The organism is Niveibacterium sp. 24ML, assembly GCF_026586805.1.
Classification (GTDB): Bacteria; Pseudomonadota; Gammaproteobacteria; order Burkholderiales; family Rhodocyclaceae; genus Niveibacterium.
The window spans coordinates 86,270-99,779 of record NZ_JAPFHA010000021.1 but is presented as its reverse complement, the minus strand read 5'-3'; the positions used below and the strand labels follow the sequence as shown (position 1 = coordinate 99,779).

Annotated in this window: 9 protein-coding genes, 1 pseudogene and 1 other annotated feature; of the genes and pseudogenes, 3 read left to right on the top strand and 7 right to left on the bottom strand. The window is 64.1% G+C overall.

The window, feature by feature from the left end; translation table 11 throughout:
* Nucleotides 1-85: 85 nt before the first annotated feature.
* Nucleotides 86-687, top strand: a pseudogene (locus tag OPU71_RS16705) (IS3 family transposase); the annotation flags it as partial.
* Nucleotides 364-480: a sequence feature (AL1L pseudoknot), on the top strand. It overlaps the preceding pseudogene by 117 nt.
* 81 nt (nucleotides 688-768) lie before the next feature.
* Nucleotides 769-1,866, top strand: coding sequence for an IS5 family transposase (locus OPU71_RS16700; RefSeq protein WP_267729178.1), 1,098 nt, complete (start codon nucleotides 769-771; stop codon nucleotides 1,864-1,866).
* Nucleotides 1,867-2,210: 344 nt separating this feature from the next.
* Here the strand turns inward: OPU71_RS16700 and OPU71_RS16695 are convergent, their stop codons facing one another.
* The 3 genes from OPU71_RS16695 to OPU71_RS16685 form a co-directional block, all read right to left on the bottom strand.
* Nucleotides 2,211-3,809, bottom strand: coding sequence for a GMC family oxidoreductase (locus tag OPU71_RS16695; protein WP_267729177.1), 1,599 nt, complete (start codon nucleotides 3,807-3,809; stop codon nucleotides 2,211-2,213).
* Nucleotides 3,806-4,351 (bottom strand): hypothetical protein, encoded by a 546-nt coding sequence (locus tag OPU71_RS16690; RefSeq protein WP_267729176.1) that lies wholly within the window; start codon nucleotides 4,349-4,351, stop codon nucleotides 3,806-3,808. Before OPU71_RS16690 ends, OPU71_RS16695 begins: the two co-directional genes overlap by 4 nt.
* Before the next feature lie 111 nt (nucleotides 4,352-4,462).
* Complete coding sequence (locus OPU71_RS16685; RefSeq protein ID WP_267729175.1) at nucleotides 4,463-5,875, bottom strand: coniferyl aldehyde dehydrogenase; 1,413 nt, start codon at nucleotides 5,873-5,875, stop codon at nucleotides 4,463-4,465.
* A 298-nt stretch (nucleotides 5,876-6,173) separates the two neighbouring features.
* Here OPU71_RS16685 and OPU71_RS16680 point away from each other — a divergent pair, with 298 nt between their 5' ends.
* Nucleotides 6,174-7,451, top strand: a complete 1,278-nt coding sequence (locus OPU71_RS16680; protein WP_267729174.1) for a WD40/YVTN/BNR-like repeat-containing protein — start codon at nucleotides 6,174-6,176, stop codon at nucleotides 7,449-7,451.
* 96 nt (nucleotides 7,452-7,547) lie between these two features.
* Here OPU71_RS16680 and OPU71_RS16675 read toward each other — a convergent pair whose 3' ends face one another.
* From OPU71_RS16675 to OPU71_RS16660, 4 genes are all read right to left on the bottom strand, one after another.
* Nucleotides 7,548-8,750, bottom strand: coding sequence for an acetyl-CoA C-acyltransferase (locus OPU71_RS16675; protein WP_267729173.1), 1,203 nt, complete (start codon nucleotides 8,748-8,750; stop codon nucleotides 7,548-7,550).
* Between the two features lie 122 nt (nucleotides 8,751-8,872).
* Complete coding sequence (locus OPU71_RS16670; protein ID WP_267729172.1) at nucleotides 8,873-11,257, bottom strand: 3-hydroxyacyl-CoA dehydrogenase/enoyl-CoA hydratase family protein; 2,385 nt, start codon at nucleotides 11,255-11,257, stop codon at nucleotides 8,873-8,875.
* Between the two features lie 310 nt (nucleotides 11,258-11,567).
* Nucleotides 11,568-13,043 (bottom strand): OmpP1/FadL family transporter, encoded by a 1,476-nt coding sequence (locus tag OPU71_RS16665; protein ID WP_267729170.1) that lies wholly within the window; start codon nucleotides 13,041-13,043, stop codon nucleotides 11,568-11,570.
* 63 nt (nucleotides 13,044-13,106) lie between these two features.
* Nucleotides 13,107-13,508, bottom strand: a complete 402-nt coding sequence (locus tag OPU71_RS16660) for an acyl-CoA thioesterase (RefSeq protein ID WP_267729169.1) — start codon at nucleotides 13,506-13,508, stop codon at nucleotides 13,107-13,109.
* Between the last annotated feature and the right edge of the window lie 2 nt (nucleotides 13,509-13,510).

Sequence of the window (13,510 nt, the reverse complement as noted above, 5' to 3'; positions counted from 1 at the left end):
ACCGGCAACTCGCCAATCAGGCTGCTGTGACCGCCTGACTTAAACCAAACAGCCTCCACGAAACTCGGGGCGATTCAATGGAGCCATGAATAGATCAAACAAGTTCTCGCCTGAGGTTCGTGAACGCGCGGTGCGTATGGTGCAAGAGCACCGCGGCGAGTACCCGTCGCAGTGGGCCGTCATCGAGTCAATCACTGGCAAAATCGGTTGCGTACCGCAGACCCTGCACACGTGGGTCAAGCAGCACGAGGTCGACGCCGGCGTGCGCGATGGCGTCACGTCCGCAGAGACGCAGCGGATCAAAGGTCTGGAGCGCGAGGTCAAGGAACTGCGCCGCGCCAACGAGATCCTCAAACTGGCCAGCGCGTTTTTCGCACAGGCGGAACTCGACCGCTGACTCAAGTCATAAGAGACTTCATCGATACCCATCGGTGCCCCCACAAGGTCGAGCCGATCTGCAGACTTCTGCAGGTTACCCCGTCGGGTGACTACCGCTACGCCGCGCTGTGTCGTGATCTATAGAGGCGTTGCGCGCGGGCACTACGTGATGAGGCACTGAGGGCGCAGGTCGAACACGTCTGGCAAGCCAATCTGCAGGTCTATGAGGCGGACAAGGTGTGGCGGCAACTCAAGCGGGAATGCGGTGCGGTGGCCCGCTGCACGGTTGAACGCTTGATGGGACGCCTAGCAGGGAGATGCAATACCCCGTGAACGATCTGACCAGCCGTTTGTCCTAGCGGTACCCGTCCGACCCCAGGCACAGCAACGATGCGCGGCGAAGTCGATCCCCAGTCCTCGAAGTTCCACTATTTCTCGGTCGAATCGCGGATTGCCGCTGAGCACCCGCTGCGGCCGGTGAAGAAACTGGCCGACTCGGCGCTGTCGGCCATTTCGGCGGATCTGGATGCGCTCTACGCCAAGGGTGGGCGGCCGTCGATCCCGCCCGAACGGCTGCTCAAGGCACAATTGCTGATTGCTTTGTACTCGGTGCGCTTCGATCGGCAGTTCTGCGAACAACTCGATTACAGCCTGCTGTTTCGCTGGTTCCTCGATCTGGCGCTGGACGGCGAGGGTCTGGAGCAATCGAACTTCAGTCGCCTGCGCGAGCGCCTGGTCGACACCGACATCGCGCGGCGTTTCTTCGATGAGGTGGTGCGCCTGGCGCGCCGGGACCAATTGCTCTCCTCCGATCATTTCACCGTCGATGGCACGCTGATCGACGCCTGGGCGTCCTTCAAGAGCTTCAAGCGCAAAGACCATGATGAAGCGCCCAAGCCCGGAGCAGACGGCGGCGGCATGGTCGATTTCAAGGGCGAGAAGCGCTCCAACGCCACCCACCAAAGTACGACGGACCCGCAGGCCAGGCTGGTGCGCAAAGGCAAGGGCCAACCAGCACGCCTGAGCTACGGCGGTCACGCGCTCATGGAAAACCGCAGCGGCCTGTGCGTGGACCTGCTCGTCACCGACGCCACACTGGCCGAGCATCAAGCCGCGCGCCAACTGCTCACCCGTGCCCGCCGTCGCAGAATTCATCCCAAGACGCAGGGGGCCGACAAGGGCTACCACTCGAAGGTCTTCGTTGCGCACCTGCGCGAACACCAGTTCAAACCGCACATCGCCCGCGTCGATGGGCGCAAGACGCCGGGGCTCGATGGCCGCACCACCTGCACCGAGAGCTATCGGGTCAGCCAGCGCAAACGCAAGCGGATCGAAGAGATTTTCGGCTGGCTCAAGACCGTGGGCGGCCTGCGAAAGACGCGCTTCATCGGGCAGGCCCGAACCCAGATCGCCGCCTACCTGTCGGCGGCGGCGTACAACCTGCTGCGCATTGCGAAATTGCAGACGGCGGGGAGCGCAGCTCTTTAACCCTGCTAGGGCACGTCTGATCAAGCCCCTGATTTCCTCAATGTGGAGCGCTTGTCGTGTACAGCGGCCTCAGTTTTGGCGAAAACCGGGCCAAAGCGCGCCAACGCCGCGCAGTTTGGCCCGCGAGGCGGTAGGACGCGAGGGCGGCGGACGATTCACTCCCTGGCAGTTTCGGGGAACACCAACTCGAATGGATGCGGTTTGCCCCGCTTTCATTCAAGTTTCAACACGGAGCGCGCAGCAAGCATTTAGCTTTCTTGAAAACAGGGGTTGATCAGAGATTCCTTAGACGCCCGAAGGCTCACGAGCGAGCCTGTCTGAGTATTCTTGCTAATCAGAAATCTTTATGGCGTAAGGCGCTGCGCCAGCTGTGCACTGAGCATCGCCGACAGCCCGTAGATCGTCAGTTGCGGGTTGGCGCCGAGCGAGGTGGGCAAGATGGAGCCGTCGTGCACCGAGAGGTTCTCAAGCTGGTAGTGCACGCCATCCGGGCGCACGACACCGCCTTGCTCGGTGGCTGACATGCCGGCGCCCCCCATGACATGGGCACTGACAACCTTTGCGCGGCGCGCCTTCATCGGCAGCGCGTCGATCGCCGAGTGCGCATCCCCTACGCGGCGCAGCGCAGTGGCGTCCAGGTGCACCGGCAGCACGGTCTTGGCGCCCACCGCGAACTGCAGGTCGGCCATGGCGTGGTAGGCGCGTCGCGCGCCAGCCCAGAGGTAGTCGGTGAGCGGATAGTCGAGTTGCGGATCGCCGTGGCTGTCGAGCACCACGCGGCCACCCTGGCTCTGCTCGTCAAAGCCGTCGCGCAACAAGGCGATCGCCACGTACCAGTGATTCATCTGGCGCATGTAGTGCCGGTGCGCCTGCCCATAGTCGCTCATCACGACCGAGGCGATCAGCGGATGCACCGGCGGCACTTCGAGCTTGAAGCCCATGCCGCCATCCTTGGGCCACAGGTAGTCGTCAACATAGATCGACTGCGGCGCGCCGGAGAAGGCGTCGACCGGCTCGGCCATCAGTGCGGCCGAGGCCACCACCGGGTGCAGGAAGGTGCGGGCGCCAGTCAGCGCGTACGGATCGGGCGCGTCCGAACGCAACAGCAATGCAGGCGTGCCAATGGCGCCGCCCGCCAGCACGTAATGCCGCGCTTGCAGGCGCACGCTGCGCTCACGCCGGACCTGGCCGCGCGCGTCGATCGGATGCGCGATCAACGCGCTGACTCGCCCCTTGGCGTGTTCCAGGCGTTCAGCCCACATGTGGGAGAGCAGCCGCGCGCCGTGGTCCATCGCGGCGGGGATCGTCGTCACCAGCATCGACTGCTTGGCGTTGGTCGGGCAGCCCATGCCGCAATAGCCCAAGTTCCAGCAGCCCTTCACGTTCCGATGAATCGTCACCGGTTCGAGCGCCAGCTTGTAGGCGCCATCACGCAACAGGGCGTTGTGGCGGTTGGGTGGCGTGGGCCACGCGGCAATCGAAAGCCGCTCTTCGCGCTGCTCGAACCAGGGCGCCAGCGCCTCGGGCGTGAGCGCGCCGAGGCCGAAGTGTTCGCGCCAGTGCTTGAGCGTGTTCTCGGGCGTGCGGATGCTGGTGGTCCAGTTCACCACCGTCGAGCCGCCCACGGTGCGGCCCTGCAGGATGCCGATGCCGTGATCCATGGTCTTGCGTCCGGCCGATTCCTGGTAGAGGGCCGGGTAGGAGAGCTGCTCCTTGAGCTGGAAATCGCGCGAGGTACGCAAGCCGCCCTCTTCGAGCAGGATCACCGACAGCCCGGCTTGCGACAGCCGTTCAGCCGTGGTGCCACCACCGGCGCCGGTGCCGACGATGACGACATCCGCCTCCAGCGTCAGGTCTGTTTCAAGCGCAGCGCCGTCGATGTGGCGCGCCTTCCATTTGCCGGCGAATGCATCACCGATCGGATCGGGCAGATGATTGTTCATGAGTTGAACTTCAGCATGGGCGGCCCGGGATAGCCGCAATCAGCAAAGTGCTCGGGATTGCCGTACCACACGCCCATCGTGAGGTCGTGCAAGCCACCGTAGGCCTGCTGCATGAGCGCGAGCGAATGATCACGCCAGCCCTGGATCATGTCACTGGCCCGCGCGGGCGAAACCTGCGCCCACCCCACCAGCGAGCCGGCCACCAGCACCCTGCCGGCGTTGCGGCCGAGCAAGGCGAAGAGCTTGCGCATGTCGTCGCGCACCCGCGGCGGCATCCCCATCAAAGCGGTATCGATGCCTCGCAGCAATGTCAGCGTTTCGTGCTTGGCTCGCGCCACATCATTCGGCCAGGCCCCCGCCAGCATCGCTGGCGCCAGCGCTGCAAGGATCGCGCGATCCTGCGGGCTCAAGAAACCATACGAATGCGCGTCGTCGTCAAGCGTGGCGCTGTCGGGCCACGCAGCCACGACGCCGAGGGCACTGGCGAGCGACGCGCTGATACCCAAGAAGAGGAAACGACGTCTTGAACGATTCAAAGCCATGATTGCTACACCTGACCCCGTCTTTCACTGCGCTCGACGCCCACCTTGCAACGCCAATCCATTTGACGCCGCCAGCCGGGACGAATTCCGAAAAACCGCGCCGAAGCTGCGCTAGCGCAACATCAGCTTGATCAGTCGTTCGGCCAGTGGTTTGCCGAAGGGCGGATGCAGGATGGCCGATGCATTCCATGCCGACTGCCGGAAAACCGAGCGCTGCTGGGAGAAGGTCTTGAAGCCCTCGGGCCCATGGTAGCGACCGATGCCGGAGGGGCCCACGCCACCGAAGGGAATGTCGTCCTGCGCGATATGCAGGATGCAGTCATTGACGGTGACGCCACCGGAGGCGGTGCGATCAAGCAAGGATTCGATGCGGCTGCGCTGATCGTCGAACACGTAGAGCGCCAGCGGACGATCGCGCTCGTTCACATAGGCGATCGCTTCATCGAGCGTGTCGTACGGAATCACCGGCAGGATGGGGCCGAAAATCTCTTCCTGCATCAGGCGCATCTGCGGCGTGCCGCCCAGCAGCACCACGGGCGCCAGCTTGCGCCCGCTGATCGCGCCGTCCGCCAGCAAGGGTTCGATGCGCGCGCCCATGGCCCGCGCCTCGTCGAGCAACGCCCGCAGTCGCGCGTAGTGCCGCTCGTGCGCCACGCTAGCGTAGTCGGGTGATGCGGCATCGCCGTAGAGCTTCTGCGCGAATGCCCGCATGGCTGCGATGAAGGCCTCTTCCTGCCCGCGCGGCAACAGAACATAGTCCGGCGCAATGCAGGTTTGCCCACCGTTCATCGTCTTGCCAAAGCCAATGCGCTGCGCGGCAGTGGTGATATCGAAGCCCGGCGCCACGATGGCAGGCGACTTGCCGCCCAGTTCCAGCGTTACCGGGGTCAGGTTCTTTGCCGCAGCCGCCATGACGATGCGGCCAACGGGCGTAGAGCCGGTAAACAAGAGGTGATCGAAGGGCAAGGCAGAGAACTCGGCGGCCACTTCCGCACCACCGAGCACAACGCTGACCAGGTCCGGCGGAAAAGCCTCGCGTATCAAGCGCGCAAACAAGGCACCGAAGTTGGGGCCGAACTCGCTCATCTTGATCAAGGCGCGGTTGCCCGCGGCCAGCGCGCCGACCAAGGGGCCAATGGCCAGGTACAAGGGGTAATTCCACGGCACGATGATGCCCACCACGCCGAGCGGCTGATAGCGCACCTCGGAGCGGCCGGGCAGGAACCACAAGCTGGTATGGCGCCGCGCCGGCTTCATCCAGCCCGCCAGCTTGCGACGCGCGTAACGCACCGCCTCAAGGCTGGGAAATATCTCGATCAGCCGCGTTTCGGTATGCGCGCGATGGCCAAAGTCGGCACAGATCGCCTCGCAGATGGCCTGCTGGTTGTCCTTGAGCAAGCGGGTAAGGCGATCTAGGCGCTCGCGCCGGACTGCAGCACTGGGCATCGGATCGCGCGCGAAGGCCTCGCGTTGCAAGGCCAGTGCGCTCGCCAGCGCACCTTGCGGCAAGTCGTGAAGGTTCATGTTGTCTCCTCGGCGGCGCTGTCGTGGTCTGCTTCCGGCCGCTCGTATCAGTACGGTACGGTATGGGGGCGGAAAACGGAAGCGCTTAGGGGTATCCCCCTAATCGCTGCAGCAATTTCCGCTCACACCCTGTCGTTTGTGCGGCGCGGGGCCATCGGCTAGACTCGTCCGGTTTTCTTGCCTTGGCGGCCAATTGCCGCAGCGGCTGCCAGCCACTATCGGCATCCGGCTGCTCGCCTCAAGACTTGCGCGGGCAGAGCCCGACGCGCCGCCCCGAATCTGCCGGAGGAATCTTTTCGTGATCCACACTCGCTCGCGCGCCCTGATGCTCGCTTCACTCACTTCACTCGCGCTGCTGGCCGGCTGCGGGGGCGGTGACGACAACAAACCGGCCGTCCCGACGGGCTTCAAGGTCACGCCGGGCGACGCGCGCGTCTATGTGGAGTGGACCCAGGAGCCCAACCTCACCTACTGGCTGTTCAGCGCGCAGGGAGAGGGGCTCACCCGCAGCAACTACCGGACTGGCGCCGATGCGCGCATCCAGACGCCGGTCTACAGCGGCTTTGCGCGAACCGGGCTCGTCAATGGCCTCAAGTACTCCTTCTTCCTGAACGCGACCGACGGCGCCAGTGCGGCGGGCGACGAAACGGCTACGTGGACGGTGACGCCAAGACCGGCGGGCGACAACTGGCAAACGCCCAGCGAGGTCAAGGCAGGCACCGAGTTGAATGCGGTGAGCGTCTTCAATAGCCGTTTCGTCGCTGTCGGTGCCGATGGCGCAGTCTTTCTAAGCTTCGATAGCAAGGCCTGGGAAGCGTCCAGCGTCGCAATACCGACCAGCAAGACACTTTACGGAATTGGCGTGAGCGGTAGCCTTGCGGTTGCGGTGGGTGCGGACGGCACCATCCTCACCAGCACCGACGCAATTACCTGGACGGCACGGACCTCGCCGGTCACCACTACCCTGCGCAGTGTCGCCGCCGGACCTGACGCCTTCATCGCCGTGGGCGATGGCGGCGTGGTCGTACGCAGCACCGACGGCGTGACCTGGACGGCACTGGAGGCATCGGCAAAGCCCGCGGGCCTCACCGCCAACCTGCGCTCGGTCAAGAACCTCAACGGCACGGTGGTCATCGTGGGCGACAATGGCACCGTGATCCAGGCTGCCACCACCGCCGACCTGAGCACCGGCTTGCGCGCCGCTGCGACCAGCGAGAATCTTCGCGATGTCAGTTTCGGCGCCAGCACCTATGTCGCGGTGGGCAGCAATGGCACGGTCATCGCCAGCCGTGACGGCAGCACCTGGTATCCGCAGATCAATCTGCCGGTTTCGGGCGAATTCAGCGCAATCGGCATCGGTAGCCGTTTCATGGCCATTGGCGCCAATGGCCTGGCAGCGATTGCTGTGGTGAAGGACGCCAGCGCGGCGAATGCAGCGATGCTCAGCTGGTCTGTGCCAACGCCAAGCGCAGACGAAAGCCATGTCGCCCCAAGCGGCAACATGAACGCCATTGTTGCCTCCTCGGCTGGCTACGTGGTCGCAAGATCGGACGGAAAAGTTCAAAGCGCATTCTGACCCACGCGCAGCACAAGCAAGACAAAGGGCCCGCTTTTGGCGGGCCCTTCGCTTTTTGACCGGGCCGGCTGTGCTGCCGACCCGGCCAATCAACAATCAAACCGCTTCAAACAGGCCGGCCGCGCCCATGCCGGTGCCGATGCACATCGTCACCATGCCGAGCTTGGCGTCGCCGCGCTTCATCGCCGACATCAGCGTCGCGACGCGGATCGCGCCGGTGGCGCCGAGCGGGTGGCCCAGCGCGATGGCGCCGCCGAGCGGGTTCACCTTGCCCGGGTCGATACCCAGATCGCGGATCACCGCCAGCGCCTGCGCGGCGAAGGCTTCGTTGAGCTCCCACCAGTCGACGTCAGCCTGCGCGACACCGGCGTGCTGCAGCACCTTCGGGATCGCGGCGATCGGGCCGATACCCATGATTTCCGGCGGCACGCCGGCGACCGAGAAACCGCGGAAGCGCGCGATCGGCTTGGCGCCGGTGCGCTTCACGGCGGCTTCCGACATCAGCAGCACCGCACCGGCACCGTCCGACATCTGCGAGCTGTTGCCGGCGGTGACGGAGCCACGCGCGGCGAACACGGTCTTGAGCTTGGCGAGGCCTTCGATCGAGGAATCCGGCCGAGGGCCTTCGTCGTTCTCGAACAGGCGCTCGACGACCTTGATCGCGCCACTCTTGAAATCGGGCAGTTGTTCGCGCACGAGGTAAGGCGTGATCTCGTCCTTGAACTTGCCGGCCGCGATCGCGGCGCAGGCCTTCTGGTGCGAGGCCATCGCGAAGGCGTCCTGATCGTCGCGCGACACGCCGTACTTCTGCGCAACCTTCTCGGCGGTGAGGCCCATGCCGAAGGCGATGGCGCGGTTCTCGTCGGTGCTCGCGAAGGCCACCGGGTTGATCGAGACCTTGTTGCCCATCATGGTCGGCATGATGGTCATCGACTCGGTGCCGGCACCAATCGCGATGTCGCATTCACCGATCATGATCTTCATCGCCGCGTCCGCCACGGCGTTGACGCCGGACGAGCAGAAGCGGTTGATGGTGATGGCGGGCACGGTGTTGGGGAAGCCGGCGAGCAGCGTGCCGATGCGGGCCACGTTCATGCCCTGCTCCGCTTCCGGCATCGCGCAGCCAACCACCACGTCGCCGATCTCGTTGAGATCGAACGCGGGGACCTGCTTCACGACGGCGGACAGCACATGGGCCAGCATATCGTCGGGGCGTACGTTCTTGAAGGCGCCGCGACGCTTGGCCACCGGCGTGCGGGTGGCGGCGACGATATATACATCCTGAATTTGTCGTGTCATCTCTAGGACTCCTCGATTTCACCGCAGAGACGCGGAGACGCAGAGGGCCGCAAAGGAAAAACCAGCGCAGTTCGCCTTTCTCTGTGGCCCTCTGCGTCCTTTGCGCCTCTGCGGTGAATGAATTAGTTACGCAGCGGCTTGCCGGTTTCGAGCATGTGCGCGATGCGCTGCTGGGTCTTCTCGGTCTTGAGCAGGTCGACGAACTGGGCGCGCTCGATATCGAGCAGCCACTTCTCGGAGACCAGCGAACCGGGCTCGATCTCGCCGCCGCACAGCGCCACCGCAGCGGCACGTGCAACCTTGTAGTCGTGCGGGCTGATCATGCCGCCCTCGACCATGTTCACCAGCATCATCTCGAGCGTGGCAATGCCGTTGCGGCCGGCGACCGGGATGCCGGCCGGCGACAGCGCCGGGCGGTAAGCGGATTCATACATCGCCAGCGCGTTCTTACGCGCCACATGCAGGATCTCGTTCACGTTGAAGACGACGAGGTCGTCCTGCTTCAACAGGCCCAGCTCCTTCGCGTTCTTCGCGCTCTTGCTGACGTTGGCCATGGCGATGGTGGTGAACACTGACTGCAGGAAGTTCATCGCGTCGTTGGTCGCGGTGCGCGAAGCAGCCTGCGCGGCGCGGATCGCGAATTCCTTGCAGCCACCACCAGCCGGGATCAGGCCGACACCGGCTTCGACAAGGCCGATGTAGCTTTCCAGTGCCACCACGGCGCGCGGCGAGTGCATCACGAATTCGCAGCCACCGCCCAGCGCCATGCCGGCCACCGCGGTGATCACAGGCACCTTGGCGTACTTGATCGCCATCGAGGTCGCCTGGAAGTTGGCCACCACCTTGTCGAGCGTGGCGAAGTCGCCCGCTTCGAGTACTGGCTTGATCTGCTGCAGGTTCGCGCCCACCGAGAACGGGGGCTTCGGCTGCCAGATCACCAGACCGTGATAGTCACGCTCGGCGCGCTTGATCGCTTCCTGCACGCCGTCGAGCACGTCGGCGCCAACCGCGCACATCTTGGACTTGAACGACAGGATCGGGACGCGCTTGCCGTCCTCGTCACCCGTGGTCCACATCCGTACGCCTTCCGATTCCCAGATCGTCGTGCCGCGCTCTTCGGCTTCACCGAAGACGCGCTCGGGGAAGGGCTGACGGCTGTACACCGGCAGCGCGGAACGGCCCTGGATGGCCTTGGCGGACGAGGAGTAGGAGCCGGCTGCTTCATGCACGCCTTCTCGCTCGAACACCCAGGCCGGCAGCGGCGTGTTGGCCATGGCCTTGCCTTCGGCGATGTCAGCGGCGATCGCGTCGGCGATGGCCTTCCAGCCGGCGGCCTGCCAGGTCTCGAACGGGCCTTGCTGCCAGCCGAAGCCCCAGCGCATCGCGAAGTCGATGTCGCGCGCGTTGTTGGCGATGGTCTCAAGATGCACCGCGACGTAGTGGAAGATGTCGCGGAAGATCGCCCACAGGAATTGCGCCTGCGGGTGGTTTGATGCGCGCAGCTGCGTGAACTTCTCGGCCGGGTTGCGGTTCTTGAGGATCGCGACGACTTCGTCGGCCGGCTTGCCGGTCGAGTCACGATAGTCCTGCGCGGCCAGATCCAGTACCTGGATCTGCTTGCCCTGCTTGCGGAAGATGCCCGCCTTGGTCTTCTGGCCCAGCGCGCCCTTGCCAATCAGCGCCTGCAGCCACTGCGGCGCGGCGTAGTACTGCGCCCAGGGGTCGTTCGGCAGGTTGTCGGTCATCGTCTTGATGACGTGCGCCATGGTGTCGAGACCCACGACGTCGGCCGTGCGGTAGGTGGCGGACTTCGGGCGACCGATCAGCGGGCCGGTCAGCGCATCGACCTCGTCAAAGCCCAGTCCCATGCGCTGGGTGTGGTGCATGACGGCGAGGATCGAGAACACGCCCACGCGGTTGGCAACGAAGTTCGGCGTATCGATCGCGCGAACCACGCTCTTGCCCAGTGTGGTCGTAAGGAAGGCTTCGAGGTTGTCGAGCAGCGGGGCGTCGGTGCCCTTGCAGGGGATCAGCTCCACCAGCGACATGTAGCGCGGCGGGTTGAAGAAGTGCACGCCGCAGAAGCGCGGGCGCAGCGAATCCGGGCAGCCCTCGGCGAGCTTGTTGATCGACAGGCCCGAGGTATTGGTAGCGAAGATCGCATCCGGGCGGATGTGCAGGGCGACCTTGGCGTAGAGCTCGAGCTTCCATTCCATCTTCTCGGCGATGGCCTCAATGATGAGGTCGCACTCGGCGAGCTTGGCGATGTGCTGCTCGTAGTTGGCCGCTTCGATGTACTGCACACGGTCGGCCGTGGCGAGCGGGCTGGGTTCAAGCTTCTTGAGCCCGTCGAGCGCACGCTTGACGATACCGTTGGGGTCGCCTTCCTTGGCCGGAAGATCGAACAGGACGACGGGTACTTCGGCGTTTGCACAGTGCGCTGCAATCTGCGCCCCCATGACCCCCGCGCCGAGCACCGCAACCTTGCGGATAATGAAGTTACTCACGCTAAGACTCCTTGCAGTTGGACAGCTTGCCGACCTCCCCGATCGACCCTGTCATGACAGTCATTCCACCATACGGATGCGTATGGCGCAAGCGCATTTTCGTGACAAAGCCGCACACGGCGGCCCGATATCTGCCCGTTGATTGGCCTCCGGCGCGGCTGAATCCCCAGTTGCGCCAGAAAGCCCGAAGAACCTGTCTTCCCCCTCATGCGACGTGGCCCCCACCTCATCGCGCCCGGCCACCTGGCCGGGTGTACGGCGGGCTGCATTAGCACCCCGCCGCGATACCACTCAAACCGTCATGACGCGCTTAGAACGCCCAGTTCATCTGCATGCCCAGGATGTCCACCGAGCCATCGTACTCCCCCTTGAGCGTGCCGCGAGAGATCGGGTTCGTGGTGTTGATACCCGTGGTGGCGGCTGCAGTTGCCTTGGGGTTGTACTCGGCGTGATAACCGCTCTCGTCGATCGTCGATTCCGACATGAAGATATGGGTGTAGCCCACATCGAACGAGATCGCTTCGCTGAAGCGGTAGTTCGCGCCAAGCGACAGCCAGGTGCGGTTGCTGTCCGGCAGACGCGCGGTGCGGTAATCCGCCTCGACCGGCGACTGGTCGTAGGCGAGGCCGGCACGGAACTTCCAGGTGTTGTTCATCTGGTAAGCGCCGCCGAACGCCACGCGCCACGTATCTTTCCAGTTCTCGTAGGTACTGGAGACGATACCCGGGATCACCGGCGTCGAACCATCGGTGGTGGGCTTGCAATCACCGTTGCCGGTGCGGCAGATATCCAGCGTCTTGAGCGAGGACCAGCCGGTCCAGGACACATCGCCCTGCAGTGACCACTGTTCGTTGATCTGCTGGAAGGCGGAAAGGATCCAGGTTTCCGGCAGCTTCACGTCCACCATCACCGGGCCGTTCGGCGTCTGTGCTGCGATCGCCTGATCAAGCCCCGGCACCGCGATGCTCGGGCGCGTAAAGGTGACATCACCGGTCAAGCGGTGCTTGATTGCCGAGCGATAACTCAGGCCCACGCGGGTGCTATCGGTCGGCTGCAGCGCGATACCGATGTTCCAGCCCCAGTCGTCCGACTCGCCCTTGACCTGGCTGGTGCCTTCCTTGTTGTTGAAGGTGCCGGCGGCGGCCAGTGCATTACAGGTTGCAAGACCGGACGAGGCGCACACGCCGCTGTAGCCCAGCGCACCAAAGTTCACCGCCTGGGTGAGCTCTGCCTCAAAGTGCTGATAGCTCGCGCCGATGCCCACCGAGATCATCTTGTTGATGCGGAAAGCGAACGAGGGGTTGATGTTGATCGACTTCAAGTCTGATCTGACCGCATGAAAACGCCCCATCCAGTCGCTCTCATACTCGGTCTTGAGTCCGAACGGCGCGCCAATGCTAAGCCCCACCGACATGGCCTCGTTCAGCCCGACGGTGATGTGGGTAGCAGGAACCGGGGCCACACCACCGGCATCGCCGCCATCGCCGCCGACATTGCTGGCCGTGATGAAACGCGGCGGAGTCGAGCCACCGTCGTTGAACTTGGCCGTCGGCTTGACCAGATCGAGGCCCAGGCTGACCTGGCTGGGCTGCTTCATCATGGGCATTGCAGCCGGGTTGAAATAGGCGGTACTCGCATCTTCAGCCGAGGCGGCGGAGCCGGCGTAGGCGTTACCGATGCCCTGACCGTTTTGCTCAAGCAGCTGGAATGCCGATGCGTATGCGCCCCCTGCGCTCGCCACGCCCATCAATGCAGTGATGAGCTGGGCGATCTGTTTTCTTTGCATTGTTTCCTCTCCTCTTTTGGTTTTTCACGCACCAACCTTGGGCTGATGTACGGTACAGAACGGTCAGGGCTCGGGCGGCAGCTCCCGCTTGTTGCCCTGACTGTCAATTGCGACATAGGTCAGCTGCGCTTCAGTGACCTTGACCACTTCCGGATGCGTCGGGTTTCGCTCGGCAAACACATGCACGTCGACCGTGATCGAAGTGTGCCCAACTTTCACCACATCGGCATAGAAGCTCAGCAAATCACCAACACTGACGGGCTGCTTGAAGATGAAGGAGTTGACGGCCACCGTGGCCACCCGCCCCCGCGCCCGCTTGACCGCAGGCACCGATCCGGCCAGGTCGACATGCGACATCAGCCAGCCGCCGAAGACATCGCCGTTCCAATTGACGTCCTTGGGCATCGGGATAATGCGCAGTGCGGGCTGCACGTCCGAGGAGTGGGGAACGAAATCTTCAACCATGT